Below are 17265 nucleotides of genomic sequence, written 5' to 3' on the forward strand. Positions count from 1 at the left end.
GGTGCGCCACCGGCTGATCCCGCACGCCGCGCCGCACGCCGTCGCGGCGGCGATCACCGCCGTGGTGCTCGCCCCGCTGGTCCTGCCCGGTTACGTGCTGCGCTACGACATGGTCTTCGTGCCCCGTCAGCCGCTGAACTGGGAGATGGTCGCGCCGGCCGACGCGCTGCCCCGCGCCGTGCCGCTGGACGCGCTGGTCTCGGTCACCAACCTCGTCGCGCCGGGCTGGTTGGTGCAGCGGATCGCGCTGGTCGCGATCGTCTATCTGGCGGCGCTCGGCATGGCCCGGCTGATGCCGACCGGGCGGACACTGACCCGGGTGGCCGGCGCGTTCGCCTATGCCTGGACGCCGTACCTCGCCGAGCGGCTGCTGCTCGGGCAGTGGGGCCTCCTGCTGGCGTACGCGGCCCTGCCCTGGCTGATAGCCGCGGTGCGGGACGTGCGCACCGGCCGGCCCGGCGGGCTGGCCCGCCTGGTGCTGGCGGCGGCGCCGGCCGCGGTGACCCCGACCGGCGGCGTGATCGCGCTGTGCACCGTGGCCGTGCTGCTGCCCGCTGGCTTCGCGGGCTGGCGCCGGGCGACCGCCGCCGCCGTCGGCGCGGTCACCGCGATCAACGCGCCCTGGCTGGTCGCGGCCGCGACGAGTGCCGCCGACGGCCGGTCGGACCCGGAGGGCGTCGCCGCGTTCGCCGCGCGGGCCGAGAACTGGGCCGGCGCGTGGACCGCGCTGGCCGGCACCGGCGGCATCTGGAACGCCCAGACCGTTCCCGACAGCCGGTCCTCGCCGCTGGTGCCGGCCGCGACGCTGGTGCTGCTCGCGGTGGCCGTGGTGGGTGTGCGGGAACTGCGCCGGCGGTGGCCGGGCGGGGCCGGGCGGCTGGGGCTGCTCGCGGCCGGTGCGTTCCTGCTCGCCGCAGCGGGCACCGGGCCCGGTGCGCCGGGCCTGCAACGGCTCATCGGCACGGTTCCGGGCGCCGGGCTGCTGCGCGACGGCCAGAAGTTCCTGATCCCGTACGCGGTCCTGCTGGCGCTGGGGGTGGCCCTCGGCGCCGAGGTGCTCGCCGGCAGGTTGGCTCGCCGCCTCGACGCCGATGCGGGCCGGGTCGCGCTGGTCGCGGCCGCGCTGCTGCCGGTGGCGATCCTGCCCGACCTGGCCTTCGGCGCCGCCGGGCAGCTCCGGCCGGTGCGCTACCCGGCCGACTGGGACGCGGTGGCGGCGCGGGTCGCCGCCACGCCCGGCGAGGTGCTCTCACTGCCGTTCGAGGGCTACCAGCGTTACGGCTGGGCCCAGGACACTGTGGTGCGTGACCCCGCGCCGCGCTACCTGGACGCGCCGGTGCTGATGAACGACGCGCTGCGGGTCGGCGACGTGACGGTCGACGGCGAGAACCCACGGGCGGCGCGGGTCCGTGCCGTCCTCGACGCGGACGGCCCGCTCGCCGAGCTGGGGGTCCGGTGGGTGCTGGTCCGGCGCGAACCCGGTGGCGAGCCGACCGCGACGGCCCTCGCCGGGCTGCGACCGGTCTTCGCCGGTCCGCACCTTGAGCTGTGGGAGAACCCGGCCGCCGCCCCGCCGCCATCGGCCCCCCGGCGGTGGCCCGCAGCCGCCGCGCACCTGGTCGCCGCAGCGATCGTGGTTCTCGCTCTCCTGGCCCTACTGCTCGGCGGACAAAGATCGTGGTATATTCCGCGCACTCACGAACCCGGGGAGGTAGAACCATGGCCAAGCTGGCCACGTTCGCCGTCGCTGCTGTCCTCGGCGCGGCGCTGGGCATCATCGGCCTCGTCGCGACGGTCGGAGCGGTGAGTCCGTCCGCCGACCACGTCGCCGAGGAGACCACCGACACCCCTGTCACCAAGGTCTACGGCAACCGCTGATCCGCTAGTTGCGGCGTGGTCGCCGGCAACTGCCCGGCGACCACATCGGCGAATGCCGCCCCCGACACCGACCAGGTGAAGCGCCGCGCATAGGCCGCGGCAGCCGTGCCCATCTCCGCGCGCCGGTCCGCGTCCATCAGCAACGCCCGGACCGCCTGGAAGAACTGGAACTCGTCGTCGACCAGCATGCCCGTCTGCCCGTCGGCCATCGCCTCGGCGACCCCACCGGCGGCGCGGAACGCGACGGACGGGGTGCCCCGGGCACCGGCCTCCACGATGGTCAGCCCCCAGCCCTCCTTGAGCGACGGCACCAGCGACACCCACGAGCGGCACAGCAACTCGTGCTTGCGCTCCTCCGAAACGAACCCGGTGAACCGGACGCGGTCGGCGATGTCGAGGTCGGCGGCGAGCCGCCGCAGCGGCTCGTCCCACCAGCCCTGGCCGGCCACCACCAGCTCAAGGTCCGGCAGCTCCGCGGCGAGCAGCGCGGTGGCCCGCAGCGCCAGCTCCACCCGCTTGTGCGGGACGAGCCGGCCGAGCACCACCAGGCTCGGGTGGGCGGTGCGCGGCACCGGCGGGCCGACGACGGCCGGCGTTCCGTTGTGGATGACCGCGACGCGGCCCGGGTCGACGCCGAGCCCGGCGAGCTCGCTGCGCGTCGACTCGGACACCGTGACGTACCGGCAGGTCCGGTAGACCCGGACCGCCAGCCGCGACTCGATCCACCAGCCGATCCGGGCCACCCGGGGGCCGAAGACCACCGGCCACTGCTCACGGTGCACGTGGTGGACCAGCGCGATGACCGGGCGGCGGGCATAGGCCCGGCTGAGGAACGGCATGCCGTTGCACACGTCGACGATCACGTCCGGCCGGCCGAGCCGCCGGCGGGCGATCGGACCGATGCCGAAGGCGCCCGCCAGGTAGACCAGGGCCGCGTACAGGTAGACCGTGTGACGGCCGCCGCGGCGCAGGATGCGGAACCCGTCGGGCATCGTCTCCAGGGCGGGGCCGTCGGCGTGTGCCTGGCAGAACAGGGTCACCCGGTAACCGCGCGCGACCAACTCGGCTGCGACCCGTTCGAGGAAGACCTCCGAACCGCCGCCCTCCGGATGCCGCGTGTCCCGCCAACTGAGGAAGAGGACATGAGGACCAGAGGTTTGGGTCATGGCCTACTCATCCACCCCTACTTGCGAGTACGGTTCGCGGTTGCGTCACACTAGGGCGCTCTGCAGAGTTTCCGCAACGGTGACGTCACAGAGGAGGAAGTGTGGCGAACGGCGGCCTGCGGAACCGGCCGGAGTTCTGGCCGGTCCTGCTGCTGAGCGTCGCGCTGGTCGCGGTGCTCGGCGGTTGGGGTACGACCAGCTACCTCGATCGGACCCGGCGTGAACCGCCGTGTACACAACGGACCGCGCTGCGGATCGCAGTGGCGCCGAGCGTCGAAGCGCCCGCCCGACAGGTCGCGCGCGACCTGGCCGCCCGAGAACGCTGCCTCGACGTGACGGTGCAGGCGCGCGAGTCCGCGGACGTGCTGCGCGACCTCACCCGTCCGGCGGCCGGCGGTGCGGGGACCGGCACGGCGACGGGTCCGCCGCCCACGGTGACGGCCACGACCTCGGCTCCCACCGCTCCCCCCGACGCCTGGTTGCCGGAGTCGACGCTGTGGCTACGCCGGGCCCACGCCGCCGGTGCCTTCCAGGTGCCGGCGGAGGGCGTCTCCGTGGCGAGCACCCCGGTCGTGCTGTCGCTCGACGAGCGGTCGGCCGCGCGGCTGAGGCGCGACCGCGACCTCGGTTGGACCAGCCTGGTCGCCGCCGACCGACCACCGCTGCCCGTCGTGCTGCCCGACCCGACGGCCAGCCCGCTCGGCTTCGGCGCTCTGGTGGGCATCCGGGCGCTCGCCGACTCCGCCCGACCGGCGGCGGGTGCGGCCGGCGCGGCGGCGATCATGCGTCGACTGGCGGCCCGCACGGTGCCGTTCCCCGGCGCGGCCCCCGCACCCACCGGCCCCGGTGCGGCCGAATCCGCGGTCGTCAGCACCGAGCAGGCGATCCTCCTGGCCGCCGCCGGCGGCGGTACGCGCCAGGTCGCCGTCTACCCGCCGGCGCCCGTACCCGGCCCGGACTACCCGTACGCGATCCTCGCCTCCGACGCGCGCCGCGACGGTGCCGCCGCCTTCCTGCGCGGGATGCTCGCCACCGAGGGCGCGGCGGCGTTGACCGGCCACGGCCTGCGCACCCCGAGCGGCGGGTCACCCGCCGGCATCCCCGCCGGCAGCGGAATCCGCACCGGGGAGTACCCGCCGGCTTCCATACCCGCCGAGGCTGACGCCACCACGCTGCTCAACGCGTGGGGCGGGGTGCACATCAGCGCCCGGATGCTCGCGGTCCTGGACATCTCCGGATCGATGGCCGCGCGGTTGCCGGGATCGACGCAGACCCGGCTCTCCGCCACGATCAAGGCCGCGCAGGGCGGGGCGGAGCTCCTCCTGGGCACCACCGAGCTCGGCGTCTGGGAGTTCTCCACCGACCTGGACGGCGAGCGTGACTACCGCGAGGTCGTACCGGTGGGTCCGGTCGGCCCGCGCCGTGAGGAGATCGTGGACGCGCTCGACCGGGTACGGGTCAAGCCGAACGGCGCGACCGGGCTCTACGACACCACGCTCGCCGCGTACCGCGACGCGACCCGGAACTGGACCGTTGGGCGGATCAACATGGTGCTGGTCCTGACCGACGGCAAGGACGACAACGCCAGCGGGATCAGCCGCGCGAAGCTCCTGGACGAGCTGGCCGGGCTGCGCGACAAGCGCCGGCCGGTGCCGATCCTGTTCATCGGCGTCGGCCCGGAGATCGATCCGGACGAGCTCAGACAGATCGCCCGTGCCACGGGCGGACGGGTCGCGCTGACCCCGCGACCGTCCGGCATCCAGCAGATCTTCTTCTCCGCGCTGGCCGAGTTCAGCTGCCTGCCGCCGAAGTGCCGCCGATGACGGCCACCACGCGGGACCGCGTTCCCGGGACGACCGCCGCCCGGCCGGTGGGCGCAGCCGTCGGCCCCGATGCGGTGGACCGTCGCCGACGGCGTCTCGCCACCTGGGCGGGCGCGCTCCTCCTCGTGATGGTCGCCGTGCTGCAGCGCCCCGGCCGGACCACCTTCGACACCAAGCTGGACCTGGCCGTCGATCCGATCGGGTTCATGGCCCGGGCGCTGCACCTGTGGAACCCGGAGGCGGCCTCGGGGGAACTGCAGCAGCAGGCGTACGGCTACCTGTTCCCGATGGGCCCGTTCTTCGCCGTCGGTGACCTGCTCGGCCTGCCCCCGTGGGTGACCCAGCGAGCCTGGAGCGCACTCCTGCTCTGCGCCGGGTACCTCGGCGTGGTGCTGCTCGCCCGGGCGCTGCGGATCGGTGCCGAGCCCGGGCGGCTGCTGGCCGGGCTGGCCTACGCGCTCGCGCCCCGGATGCTGACCGAGATCGGCCCGCTCTCCGCGGAGATGCTGCCGGTGGTCGTGCTGCCGTGGGTGCTGCTGCCCTTGGCGGCGGTGCGCCGCATCGGCTCGGCCCGGCGCGCGGCGGCCCTCTCCGGGCTCGCCGTGCTCTTCATGGGCGGGATCAACGCCGCCGCCACCGTGATGGCGCTGGTGCTTCCCGCACTCTGGCTGGCGACCCGGCGCTGGGACCGGCAACTGGCCGTGCTCACCGCCTGGTGGTGCGTCTTCGTGGCGGGCGCGACCCTCTGGTGGGTCGCGCCACTGCTGCTCTTCGGGCAGTACAGCCTGCCGTTCCTGGACTACATCGAGTCGTCGGCGACGACCACCGCGGTGACCTCGCTCTTCCAGGCCGTACGCGGCACCAACCAGTGGGTCGGCTACGTCGTCCAGGGCGAACCCTGGTGGCCGGCCGGCTGGGTGCTCATCGACAACCCCGCACTGATGGCCGCGACCGCGCTGGTCGCCCTGGTCGGCCTGGTGGGGCTCGCGCTGCGCGGCCTGCCCGAGCGCCGCTTTCTCGTACTCGGCGTGCTGACCGGGCTGACCCTGCTGACCACCGGCTACCTCGGCACGCTGGACAGCCCGCTCGCCCCGTTCGTCCGCGACCTGCTCGACGGGCCGCTCGCGCCGCTGCGCAACGTGCACAAGTTCGAGCCGGTGCTGCGGCTGCCGCTCCTGCTCGGCCTCGCCCACGCGGCCAGCCGCCTGGTCGCCCGCCGCCGGGTGCGAATCCCTGCGGCACCGATCGTGGCGGTCCTGCTGCTCGTCGCGTCCGCACCCGCGTGGTTGCTCATGCTGCGGCCGGGTCCGGGCTGGACGGACCTGCCCACGCACTGGCGGCAGGCGGCCGGCTGGCTCGCCGCCCAGGATCCGCAGGCCCGCACGCTGGTCGTCCCCGGGTCCGGCTTCGCGCAGCACACCTGGGGCCGGACGGTGGACGAGCCGCTTCAGCCGCTGACCGGCGCCCCCTGGGCGACCCGGCACCAGATCCCGCTCGGCTCCGAGGGCAACATCCGGGTGATGGACACCGTCGAGACGGTCCTGGCGCAGGGCCGTGGCTCACCGGCGCTCGCCGACTTCCTCGCCCGCTCCGGCTACCGCTACCTGCTGGTCCGCCACGACATCGACCGGACGGCCAGCGGCGCCCCGCCGGTCGCGGTCATCCGGCAGGCGATCGCGGGCTCCCCGGGGCTGCGGCCGGCCGCGTCGTTCGGTCCCGAGGTGAGCGTCGACGATCCGCAGCGCAGCCCGGTCGACGCGGCGGAGTCCGTACCGGCGATCGAGATCTTCGCGGTCGACCGCGCGGTGCCCACCGTGTCGGCGTCGGCCCGCGCCGACGTGCCCGTGGTCAGCGGCGGACCGGAGTCCCTGCTCGGGGTGCTCGAGCAGGGCCTGCTCGACCCGCGGCAACCGGTCCTGCTGACCGGCGACGCGGAACCGGCCGACGCGGCCGGTCCGCGGATCGTCACCGACGGGCTGCGTCGGCGCGAGCTGAACGTGGGCCGGATGCGCGACAACGTCAGCCACACCCTGACCGCCGACGAGGCGACCCGGCAGGGACGGATCCGCACCGACCTGCTCCCGTTCGCCGCCGATGGGCACCAGACCGTCGCCGTGTACCAGGGCATCCGGTCGGTGGACGCGTCCAGCAGCGCCAGCTTCGCCGACTCCGGCGGCGGCACCGAGCCGTCCCACCTCCCGTTCGCCGCGCTCGACGGCGACCCGGCCACCGCCTGGCGCTCCGACCCGTTCCAACCGGCTTCGGGCCAATGGCTGGAGTTCACCCTCGACACGCCGCGCCGGGTCACCGAGGTGACCGTGGACTTCTCCGACGATTTGCGGGTGGCGCTCCCGGTCGGGCTGGTGCGGGTCAGTACCGACCAGGGTGCGGTCGACCGAGCGGTGCCCGACACCCCCGGGCCGCACCGGCTCGAGACGCTCCCCGGCCTGACCACGACCGTACGGGTGACGGTGCTCGCCCTCCGCGAGGGCTACAGCGGCGGCGCGGTGGCGCTGCGCGAGCTCGGCGTTGCGGGGCTGGCGGCCCAGCGTGGGCTGCGCGCGCCGGCGGACCTGAGCGGGGGGCCGGCGCCGGCGTACGCGTTCAGCCGCGCCCCGCAGGACCGCGCCGCCTGCTTCACCGGCCCGGACGGACTCCGCTGCGACCAGTTCCTGGCCCGTACGGGCGAGGAGCCGCTGGGCGTGGACCGGTTCTTCGCGACGCCGGTGGACGCGACGTACCACCTGCGCCTGACCGCGCGACCGCGCACGGGCGGGTCGATGCCGGTGGACCGCCCGGTGACCGCGTCGGCATCGTCGGTGCTCGCCGGGGACGTCACGGTGGCCGCCGACGCGGCGGTGGACGGCGATCCGACCACGGCATGGCTCGCGGAACCGGTCGACGACCGTCCGACGCTGCGCCTGCGGTGGGACCAGCGTCGGAAGATCGACCGGGTGCGACTGGTCGCACCGACGGCGCCGGTCTCCGCCCGGCCGCGGCAGGTCGTGCTGCGCACCCCGTCCGGTTCGACCGCCGCGCCGGTCGACGCGGACGGCTGGATCCGCTTCCCGGCGCTGACCACCGACCGACTGGACATCGCGGTGACCGCGTTCGACGGCGCGGTGGCCGACCCGCGCGGCAACGCGTGGCCGGCGCCGGTCGGCATCGCCGAGGTCGAGGTTCCCGCGCTCGCCGGCCTCCTGCGGCCGACCGCTGCCGACACGCCGGTGGCGGCGCCGTGCGGCCGTGGGCCGACGGTGTCGCTCGACGGCGTCGGGTACCCGACCTCGGTCTCCGGCACCCTGGCGGACCTGCGCGCCGGCCGGTCGCTGGCGGTGACCGTGTGCGACGACTTCGCGAGCGAGGGGGTGCAGCTCCCCGCAGGCGAGCACCGCCTGCGCACGGTGCCCTCGGCCGGGTTCGTCGTGGACTCGGCGGCGCTCGTGCCGAACGGGACCGACCGGGCGGCGCCGACACGGTCGCGCGACGTGCAGGTCGGCCGGTGGGCCGCCACCGACCGGACGGTCACGGTCGGCGCGGGCGAGGCGGCGCTGCTCGTCGTGACGGAGAACTTCAACGCCGGCTGGACCGCGACGCTGGACGGCCGGCGGCTGCGGGCCGAGCGGGTCGACGGATGGCAGCAGGCGTTCGAGGTGCCGGCCGGCAGCGGAGGCACCGTGACGCTCAGTTTCACCCCGGACCGGCCCTATCGGGCGGGGCTGGTGGCGGGCGCTGTCGCCGTGTTCATCGTCGGACTCGCCGCGCTCGTGCCGGCTCGACGCCGCCGACCGGTGGTGGTGGGCCCGGCGACGGACCGGCCGTCCCGTACCGGCGGCGAATGGTGGGTCGTGGTGCCGCTGATGGCGCTCGCGGTCGCCCTCGGCGGCGTGGCCGCGGCCGTGCTGCTGCTCGCCGCCATGCTGGTGCGCCTGCTGCGGCCGGGTGCGCTGCCGGGGATCGCCTTCGTCGCCGGTGCCGGCGGCATCTCGGTGGCCGTCCTGGGCCGACTGCTGGGGCACGGACAGGAGTGGGTGTACGGGACCGTCGTGCAGGCGGCGATGCTCGCGGCGGTGTGCGCCGTCGCGGCGACCGTGGTGCCGGCCGCCGGCCGCCCGCCCGAGGCCGCCACCGAGCCGTCGCCGGAACCCGCGCCCGCGCCACCCGACGAGAATCGGTACCGGGCGACGCTCGGCCGGTCGGTCGCGCTGTTCCGCGGCTTCCTGCACGAACAGTCCGACCCCGACCGGTTCTACTCGCTGCTCGCCGAGGACTCCGTACGCCAACTGCGGTCCTACGTGGACCTCGCCGGCGCGCGGGTCCTCGACGTGGGTGGCGGCCCCGGCTACTTCGCCACCGAGTTCCGGGAGGCCGGCGCGGCGTACATCGGTCTGGACCCGGCCGTCGGTGACTTCGCCGCGGCCGGTGCGGCGGTGTCGGGCATGCTGCGGGGCAGCGGGACCGCGCTGCCCGTACGGACCGGTGGGGTGGAGGTCTGCTACTCGTCCAATGTGCTCGAACACGTCGCCGATCCCGAGGCGATGCTGGACGAGATGGTCCGGGTGACCCGCGCCGGCGGCACCGTGTTCGTGTCGTTCACCCCGTGGCTGTCCCCGTGGGGCGGCCACGAGACCTCGCCGTGGCACTTCCTGGGCGGCGAGCGGGCCCGGCTTCGCTACCTGCGCCGCAACGGCCGGGAGCCGAAGAACCGGGTCGGGCACACCCTGTTCCCGGTCAGCGCCGGGCGGGCGATGCGGTGGGCCAGGGCGGCCCGGCGCGCCGGCGCCATCGACATCGTCGACGTGCTGCCCCGGTACCACCCGGGGTGGGCGCGGTGGGTCGCCCGGGTCCCCGCGCTGCGGGAGACGCTCACGTGGAACTTCACGATGGTGCTCCGGAAAACGGCGGAACCCGGCGATCGAGCGTAGAAGATGCCGCGCAGGGGTCGCTTCGGGATGTAACTCGGTAGTAACCTCTGGCAGCCGGCAAGCAGTCCGCCTGCCGAACTAACCGTCCCTCAATACGTGGAGGCACTATGAGGTCTCGCGTCATCGGCGCCGCGCTGTTCGGCGTCGGTGTCCTCGCGTTGGTCTTCGCCGGCGGTCTCGCGTTCGTCGTGGCACCCCAGGCGGAACGTCTGCCGTACGACCTGGAGCGTACCCAGTCCGTCGCCGAGGCACCCAACGCCCGCTTCATGCAGATCACCAACGGCAAGGCGGAGGTGAACCAGGGCACCCTGCGCTCGACCATCACCGTCACGCCGGACACCGCGGAGACCGCCAAGCTGGACGGCCCGCTCGACGGCGACGCCGTCGTGTGGCTGGTCGGGCAGGAGGTCGTCCGCACCGACACCAAGGCCCTGATCAGCGCCTACAGCACGTCGCTGGCGCTCGACCGCAAGACCGGCGCCGCCCAGCAGTGGGACAAGCAGTGGCTCGACACCGGCAGCGACCGGCAGCGCGTCAACTACTCGGGCCAGATCTACAAGTTCCCGTTCGGCACCGAGAAGAAGACCTACGAGATCTTCGACCGGGACATCAGCACCACCCAGCCGGCACGCTTCATCAAGACCGAGCAGATCAACGGGCTGGAGACCTACCAGTTCACCCAGGAGATCCGCGACGCGACGCAGCCCTTGCCGGCCGATCGCCTGAAGCTCCTGGTGGGCCAACTGGTGCCCGGTGCCACCACCGGCCGGGTCAGCTACAGCAACACCCGCACCGTGTGGGTGGAGCCGGCCACCGGCCAGTTCATCAAGGTGCAGGAGAAGCAGAGCAAGAAGCTCGTCGGCGACAACGGGCAGGAGACCGTCATCCTCGACGCGGTCTTCACCTACACCGACGACACGATCGCAGGCAGCGCCGACAAGGCAGGCTCCAACCGGCAGCTGCTCCAGATGGTCAAGCTGTGGGGTCCGCTGGCGCTCGCGGTCATCGGCCTGGCGCTGGTGATCGTCGGTCTCCTCATGACCCTGCGCCGTCCCCGCATGGCGACGGTCGGCGGCAGCGCCCCGGGGCCCCGCCGGGGTTCCGGCCGCCACACCGACACGGGTCCGGCGGAGGCCGATCCCGAACGGCAGCAGAAGGCCGGCAGGTAGCCGACCAGTTCGGCGGATGTGACCCGAGGTGCCGGCCCGCTCGGCCGGCACCTCGGGTCGTCCCGAACGCGGTCTGGTAGCTGATGGACCTGCGGACGGCCCTGCACGCGGCCGGCTGCAACACAGCAGACTGGCCGCGATTCGCGCCCAGCAACCAGCACGTGCGTGAGCTGCAAGCAGCCTGACCGAGTGATTGCGAAGCCCTCGACCCTCCTCACGGAGGGCAGAGGGCTTCGTCATATGCGTGCGAACTCCAGCCCTGCTCTTTCGGGATGGTGGTTGGCCAGCGGACAGGGCCATTCGCAGCGGTCGTCGGCGCCCCGACCGTAGGCTTCGCAGCAGTCGGGGCGGTGCCGATACACCCGCAGGTCTCGTCCCCGTCGTTGGGCGAACTCGGTGGTGATCTCGTACAGGCACGCCCGCCATGCGACGGTCTCCCCGCTGCCGGGCACGACCTGCCCGTCCCCGGGCCCGCCGCTCAGCAGCACCTCCATGTCACCGACAGTACGCAACCGGCCGCGCTCCGACCCACATCATCGGGGCAACCGGGCGTACTCGGCGACCAGGTACGACCGATAGGAGATCACTGCGGGAATCGTCACGTTCAACCTCCCTGCCGTCGTGGTCAGCACCTCCTCGTATCCCCACAGCGCACCGGAGCCCGGATCGACGATCACCGTGTACTGGGCAGGGAGACCGTGAGCGCTCGACGTGATCGAGAAGGCCTCCCCGGCGCGCCCGGCCCGGTCGGTGACGGTCCCCGTCGCCGTGATGCCCGGCAGGTCGGCCAGCAGTCTGAGTAGCGCCGCACGCTGCGCCGGGTTCAGCAGCCGCACGCCGGCGAGCTCGGCGACATCCTCCAGATACTGCACCGGTGACCGGTGCGCGGACCTACCCGCGGTCAGCCACCCGCGCAGCGCGGCGGCGTCCGTGGGCACCGCGCCCTTGAAGCTGCTGTAGAACCCGCCAGCCGGGTAGTCGAGCGTCTCCTCCGACGAGTCGACCCTGCTGCCCCACCGCTGCCACTGCCGCCGGTCGGCGTCCGACCGGAACGTGGGGGGAAGATTCTTCTTGATCATGCGGCCGGCGTCGTCGTCGCTCCGCCAGGACCGCCACTCCTGCGGCACGACAGCCGACACCGTCCGACCGCCCGAGATGGACGAGTCCAGGAACCAGTTCGCCGACTCCAGATGCTCCACCGTCCCCGCTGGCCGCTGGAGCGCCGGCTGCGCCGCCGCCACGGCGGCCAGACGCCGCAACCTGGGGCCGGCCGGTTCCGCGCTCGCCGGTGACCCGTAGGTGAGGACGGCGGGGGTGACCGCGTACGCGGGCTGCGGCTCTCGAAGCGTCTCCACTGCCAACCCGCCAGCAGCCACCGCCAGGACCGCCGCTCCGGCGGCCGCCAGCCAAAGGCGGCGGCGCGGAACCGCCCGCCTGGCCGTACCCAAAAACCTGCCGGAGGCGAGAACGCGGGCCAGGTCCCGCGCGCGCCGCTCCTCATCGGCGGGCTGGACGCCCTGCGCCGGATCCAGGCCGCCCAACAGCTGACGCACCTCATTGACGGCGTTCAATGCTACGCACCCCCATTCGACATCGACGGAACCGTCCGCGGTGCCAGCTCCGCACCCTCACCGACTGCCCGCAGTTGCGCCCGAAGTCGCCGCCGCGCCCGCATCAGCCGCATCGCACACGTCGCCCGCGACTGCCCGAGGGCGACCGCCGCCTCGACAGCGGTCAGCCGCTCCCAGGCCACCAGCCGCAGAACCTCCTGATCGGCAGCAGACAGCCGGTTGAACGCGACCGCGACGTCATGCTGGCTGACCACCTCGTCCGCGTGATCCACCGTCACCGACAGGTCCGGCTCCGCCGCGACCCGCAGCGTCAGCTCCTTCCACCGCCGACGGCCTCTGACCTCATTCGCCAACACCAGCCGAGCCACCCCGTACAACCACGGCAACGCCGACCCGGATGGAACATCGCCCAGACGCCGCCACGCCACCAGGAACACCTCGGCGACAACATCGCCGACGTCAGAGCCGACGATCCGCCGAGCCACGTACCTCCACACGTCCCCGTGATGACGTTCGTACAACTCGGTGAATTGCTTCTCCGCGACGTCCATCGCACCTCCTACTGTGCTTATGTCCGGCACGACCCGATGCGTCACACCCAGCAACGAACGAATCACCCAAGCGCGCAACCAGAATCGCCACAGCGAGCGGCTCTCCACCCACGAGGGTGTCACCGCGCCCGTGGGCATGGTCGGGGCGATCGTGGGCGACTGCGCGCCGGACCGGCGCTATCCGATCGTTGGGTGCCGCTCGGCGAGACGCTTCCCGTGCCGATGGCGCCGGACGGCGATGACCACCGTCAACACGGCACCGACCAGTACGCACAGGGATGCCAAGGCCTCGGCTACCGGCGCCGCCAGTGCCTTCGAACGCGGATCGTGGAACCGGGGAGGATCCCCGATCGAGAAGGACGAGGTGGCGTGCTCGTCCGAGACCGTGCAGGTCAGCGTGTACGTGCCGACCGGTTTAACGCGCATCATCTGCAGGCCGCGCCAACGCTCGCCGTCCACCTCCAAGGTGAGATCGTCGGCGAGCATCGAAACCAGAACCGACTCTTCGAGCTTCTGGGTGTCCGCCTCCGAGTATTGGCAGGCTGGGAGAGACTGCTCGCCCTTGACCCACACCATCTTCCCGGTCTCAGGCATATGCACGGTGAGCGGCTGCCCGGGCGTGACGCGCTGCCCGAGGTCACCCCCGAACTGCCCGAGGTCACCCTCCAGGGGGATCAGGAACAGCAGCGCGGCGGCGGTCAGCACGCCGCCTGCGGCGATCAGCGCCGCGACGACGTACCAGATCCGGCGGGGCCGTAGCGGATCGACAGCGACGGACGCCGGAGCAGGATCCATGGAAGCATGATCGCTTGTTGCCTCTGGCCCTGCCAGTAACCGTTCGGCCACGGGGCCGGTTGGCCCTTCATCCGCGACGACTACGGTTCGTTCCGGTCGAGGATGACCGACCTGGCCGCCGTACCTCGCTGCCGAACCGCAGCTCCGTCGCTGATCCGCCGGATCGCCGCGAGGAGGTTCTGTGCGGTGGTCGCCGCCGGGCAGCGCGGGACCCGGCACACCGGGCAGCATCCGTCCCTGCCTGGTCGGTGGTGGCGCAGGACCGTCCGGGCCGTCAGGGTGAGCCGGTTGCGGATCTGGGCCAGGGAGAGAAACGGCGCGGTCACCGGGTCAAACCGACCAGGATGGCCAGGCGCGCCACGTCGGCCGGTGCCGGGCCGCCGCGCACCACGTCGGCGATCACCGTACGCGCCACCGGCCGGCACCGGATCTCCGCAGGCGCGGCCCGTTCGGCGTCGACCAGGGCGCGGCCTGCCCGCAACAGGTCACCGACCTGGAGGTACGCCCGCGCGGCGTCGATGAGGTGCGCGGCCCGATGCTCGACAGGGAGCTGTCCCCACCCGCTGCGGCCGATGGCTCTCTCGTGCCAGGCGACCGCCTCACCGCCGTCACCCAACTCCACCGCCGCCGCCACCCGCGCCAACTCGACCGCCGTGGGCCCGAAGCTGGTGCCGTGGTGCTGGTCCCGGCCCTCGCCGACCCGTTCGGCGATCTCGGTTGCCTGGTCGATCAGTTCCCCGACGCTGTGCGGGTCAGCGCACACGGCGGCGGCAAGGGCGGCCTCCACCAGCAGCGTCCCGCACAGCGACAGCTCCTCCGGCGGACCGTCGTGGGGCACGGGTGGTGCGATCCGGTGCGCGGCGGCGATCGTCGCGGCCATCGCCAGCCGGCCCCGCCCCGCTGCGCGCAGCGCCTGCCCGAGCGGGATCGCCGCGCCCGCCTCCCGCTGCGGGTCGCCGACGGCCGCCGCCATCGCCCGGTCGGCCGCCAGCCACGCCAGATCCGGCTCCCCCAGCTTCACCAGCACCAACGCGGTGAGCCGGTACACCCGCACCAACAAATTCACCACCTCGTCCCCCGCGTCGACGCCGTGGGCACGTTGGGCATCGCCGAGCAGGTCCGGCAGCATCCGCACCAACTGCGGGTAGTCCGCATGCTCGTACGCCAACCAGGCATGCTCCACCCGCCGGCCGAGTTCGCCGACCGGCAGGACCGGCCGGGAGCCCGGCCCGCCACGATGGATGGGGTAGCGCGCGAGCGCGGCCCGTACTCCGTCCACGCCCTCCACGGCAACGCTGGCCGACGACGGCCGGGCGTCCCCGCCCACCAGCACCGACGCGTCCACTCGAAGCACCTCGGCGACGTCCCGGATCACCGAGAACCGATCCAGGGAACGGGCACCGCGTTCGACCTTGTCGACCCAGCTCTTCGACTTGCCCAACCGGTCGGCCAACATCTGCTGCGTCCATCTGCGCTGGACCCGCCACTGCGCCACCCTGCGGCCTATCGGCAGCTCGTCACTGTCCACGACGCCACCGCCGATCCGGCACCGCCCGCGTGGTCTCCTCCACCGGAATCCGATCCGCCTCGGCCTGCGCCAGGATCCGCCGCCGCGCCGCCTCCCGCTCGGCCGCCTCAGCCTGTTCAGCACGACTGGACGGCGACTCGTCGCCGCTGCTGGACGCCATGCCACTCATCACCGCCTCTGGTTAGGGGCGCGGCGGCGTGCTCTTGGAAGGACCGACACCGCCGCGCCCGGCTCGTGGGCGAGGTTGACCGGGATGCGGTGCCGGGCGCGGCAGGGCAGGCCGGATCCGCAGCGGCAGATCCACCGCCAATATCGCCAGGACCACACTGGCCGGTGCCTTTCGGCCAGCGCCAGCGCGGTGGCGATCAGAGAATCCTCATACGTGACAGGCCGCACCGAGCCCTCCCCCTGTCGGCCATGAGGGCACTTCGCCTCATCACCGGAAACTGAGAGAGATGCGACGAGCAGGCGAGACCCGCACCACCCAACCGCATCTCGTGAGGGAAAACCTACGCAGCGTGGCGGTGCAAAATGGGTAAGGTTCCTACCCCTGGGTCAGGAGATGAGGCCGACCTTCAGTGCGAGGTCGCGCACGCCGTTACGCGCGGACCGGGGCCCGTCGAGCAGGTCGAGGGTGATTTGCCGGGCGTAGCCGTTGAAGCGGATCGTCTCCGGCGCAGAGTCGTACGCCTGCCGAAGAGTTGCCACGACGGACTTGTTGTCGCCCTTGCTGAAGTGCCCGCGAGCCACCTCGATCAGGTGCCGGGCACGTCGCGGCCTCGATGGAATGGCAGCGGGATTGAGGCGATCGGCCTGCCGCACAGCCTCACCCGGCTTCTGCAACTCGACGGCAAGGGTGACCGCATGAGCGGTCATGATGATCCGCGAAAAGGACGTCTGTAGCTGATAGAAACCCTGCGGCAGTCGCTGTGCCACCTGGTCGGCACGGTCCCAGTACCGCCAGGCCCGGCCCTCCTCTCCCACCCGAGCAGCGATGTAGGCGGCCTCGAAGTTCAGGGCACCCCACAGCGCGAACAGGTTCACATTCGCGTCGGCCATTCGCGCTTCGAGCGCCGAAATGAGGTCGAGCGTCACCGTTATTGCGGTATCCCAGTCCCCGCAGTCCCGATGGAGCTGACACAGGAACCAGCCCGCGCGAGCCAGCGCCTCCGGGTCACCGGACTCCTGTGCCGCCATCATCGACCGGTCGGCGACGCGCCAGATCAGCTCGGCTGCAGGCTGATAGGCAAGGTACATCTGGGCCAGCCCAAGGGCCTCGGCCAGTAGCGCGTGTGCCTGACGACGGTCGTCTCCCTCGTACGTCAACGCGGCACGCTGGGTATCCCGGACCAGATCCGGCAGCAAGGCTCCCAACACCGTCCGGTGGTCCGAAGACTCATGACGTGCCCGCCAGGCTGCGGCAAGGCGTCCCTTGATCTGCTCCAACGGCTGAGCGGTCGCATCACCGGGCAACACGTAATGGTTGACGACATCGCGGACGGAGGCGAGCGCCGGATGCTCCGGCCCGTTGACGATGGCGGACCGGTCACTCAGCTCCCCCACCAAGGCCGAAACGTCGACCTTCAGCGCGCGGGCGATTCGATCCAGCATGTGGATCCGCGGTGGCAGGATGCGATCGGTCTCCACGGCCTTCACCCACTCCGCGCTGCGGCCCACCAGCCCGCCCAGCACCGCACGGGTTTTGCCCGAACGTTCACGGTAGAGCTTCAACCGCTGCCCGAAGGTCAGCTCCGGCATGGCGTCCATCCCGACCTCCTACTGGGGCGACGCACGGCCAGCCCAGGCCGCCGCCGCTCTCACGGTACTCATGAGCGTCGAAACTCGTAACCCTCCATGCC

At 72.9% G+C, this 17265-nt stretch carries 11 protein-coding genes and 1 pseudogene; 4 read left to right on the forward strand and 8 right to left on the reverse strand.

Translation table 11 applies throughout. The features are described from left to right. Nucleotide 1 precedes the first annotated feature (1 nt). Nucleotides 2-1807, forward strand: coding sequence for a hypothetical protein (locus OG559_RS03660; protein ID WP_405112411.1), 1806 nt, complete (start codon nucleotides 2-4; stop codon nucleotides 1805-1807). 55 nt (nucleotides 1808-1862) lie between these two features. Here OG559_RS03660 and OG559_RS03665 read toward each other — a convergent pair whose 3' ends face one another. Further along, entirely contained in the window at nucleotides 1863-3044 is a 1182-nt protein-coding gene (locus OG559_RS03665) for a glycosyltransferase family 4 protein (protein WP_405112414.1), read from the reverse strand. Between the two features lie 101 nt (nucleotides 3045-3145). On the opposite strand from OG559_RS03665, the gene OG559_RS03670 reads away from it, so the two are divergent. From OG559_RS03670 to OG559_RS03680, 3 genes are all read left to right on the forward strand, one after another. Next, a complete protein-coding gene (locus OG559_RS03670) occupies nucleotides 3146-4867 on the forward strand; it encodes a substrate-binding domain-containing protein (protein ID WP_405112417.1) in 1722 nt (573 codons plus the stop codon). Continuing rightward, on the forward strand, nucleotides 4864-9792 hold the full coding sequence (locus OG559_RS03675; RefSeq protein ID WP_405112420.1) for an alpha-(1->3)-arabinofuranosyltransferase family protein: 4929 nt from the start codon (nucleotides 4864-4866) through the stop codon (nucleotides 9790-9792). Before OG559_RS03670 ends, OG559_RS03675 begins: the two co-directional genes overlap by 4 nt. 107 nt (nucleotides 9793-9899) lie before the next feature. Beyond that, nucleotides 9900-10961, forward strand: a complete 1062-nt coding sequence (locus OG559_RS03680) for a DUF3068 domain-containing protein (protein WP_405112422.1) — start codon at nucleotides 9900-9902, stop codon at nucleotides 10959-10961. A gap of 299 nt (nucleotides 10962-11260) precedes the next feature. Here the strand turns inward: OG559_RS03680 and OG559_RS03685 are convergent. The 7 genes and pseudogenes from OG559_RS03685 to OG559_RS03715 form a co-directional block, all read right to left on the reverse strand. Next, nucleotides 11261-11455: pseudogene (locus tag OG559_RS03685) on the reverse strand (hypothetical protein); the annotation flags it as partial. Nucleotides 11456-11494: 39 nt separating this feature from the next. Beyond that, nucleotides 11495-12532 (reverse strand): CU044_5270 family protein, encoded by a 1038-nt coding sequence (locus OG559_RS03690; protein ID WP_405112425.1) that lies wholly within the window; start codon nucleotides 12530-12532, stop codon nucleotides 11495-11497. Nucleotides 12533-12534: 2 nt separating this feature from the next. Continuing rightward, complete coding sequence (locus OG559_RS03695; RefSeq protein WP_405112428.1) at nucleotides 12535-13221, reverse strand: RNA polymerase sigma factor; 687 nt, start codon at nucleotides 13219-13221, stop codon at nucleotides 12535-12537. A 39-nt stretch (nucleotides 13222-13260) separates the two neighbouring features. Next, nucleotides 13261-13878 carry a hypothetical protein gene (locus tag OG559_RS03700; protein WP_405112431.1) on the reverse strand — a complete coding sequence of 206 codons (618 nt, stop codon included), beginning with the start codon at nucleotides 13876-13878 and terminating at the stop codon, nucleotides 13261-13263. Between the two features lie 322 nt (nucleotides 13879-14200). Then, complete coding sequence (locus OG559_RS03705) at nucleotides 14201-15406, reverse strand: helix-turn-helix domain-containing protein (RefSeq protein ID WP_405112434.1); 1206 nt, start codon at nucleotides 15404-15406, stop codon at nucleotides 14201-14203. Next, nucleotides 15396-15566 (reverse strand): hypothetical protein, encoded by a 171-nt coding sequence (locus tag OG559_RS03710; protein ID WP_405112436.1) that lies wholly within the window; start codon nucleotides 15564-15566, stop codon nucleotides 15396-15398. The genes OG559_RS03705 and OG559_RS03710 overlap by 11 nt, the downstream gene beginning before the upstream one ends. Nucleotides 15567-15961: 395 nt before the next feature. Next, complete coding sequence (locus tag OG559_RS03715; protein ID WP_405112439.1) at nucleotides 15962-17173, reverse strand: helix-turn-helix domain-containing protein; 1212 nt, start codon at nucleotides 17171-17173, stop codon at nucleotides 15962-15964. Nucleotides 17174-17265 lie beyond the last annotated feature (92 nt).

Origin of the sequence: Micromonospora sp. NBC_01405 (assembly GCF_045040155.1) — a bacterium.
GTDB lineage: Bacteria > Actinomycetota > Actinomycetes > Mycobacteriales > Micromonosporaceae > Micromonospora.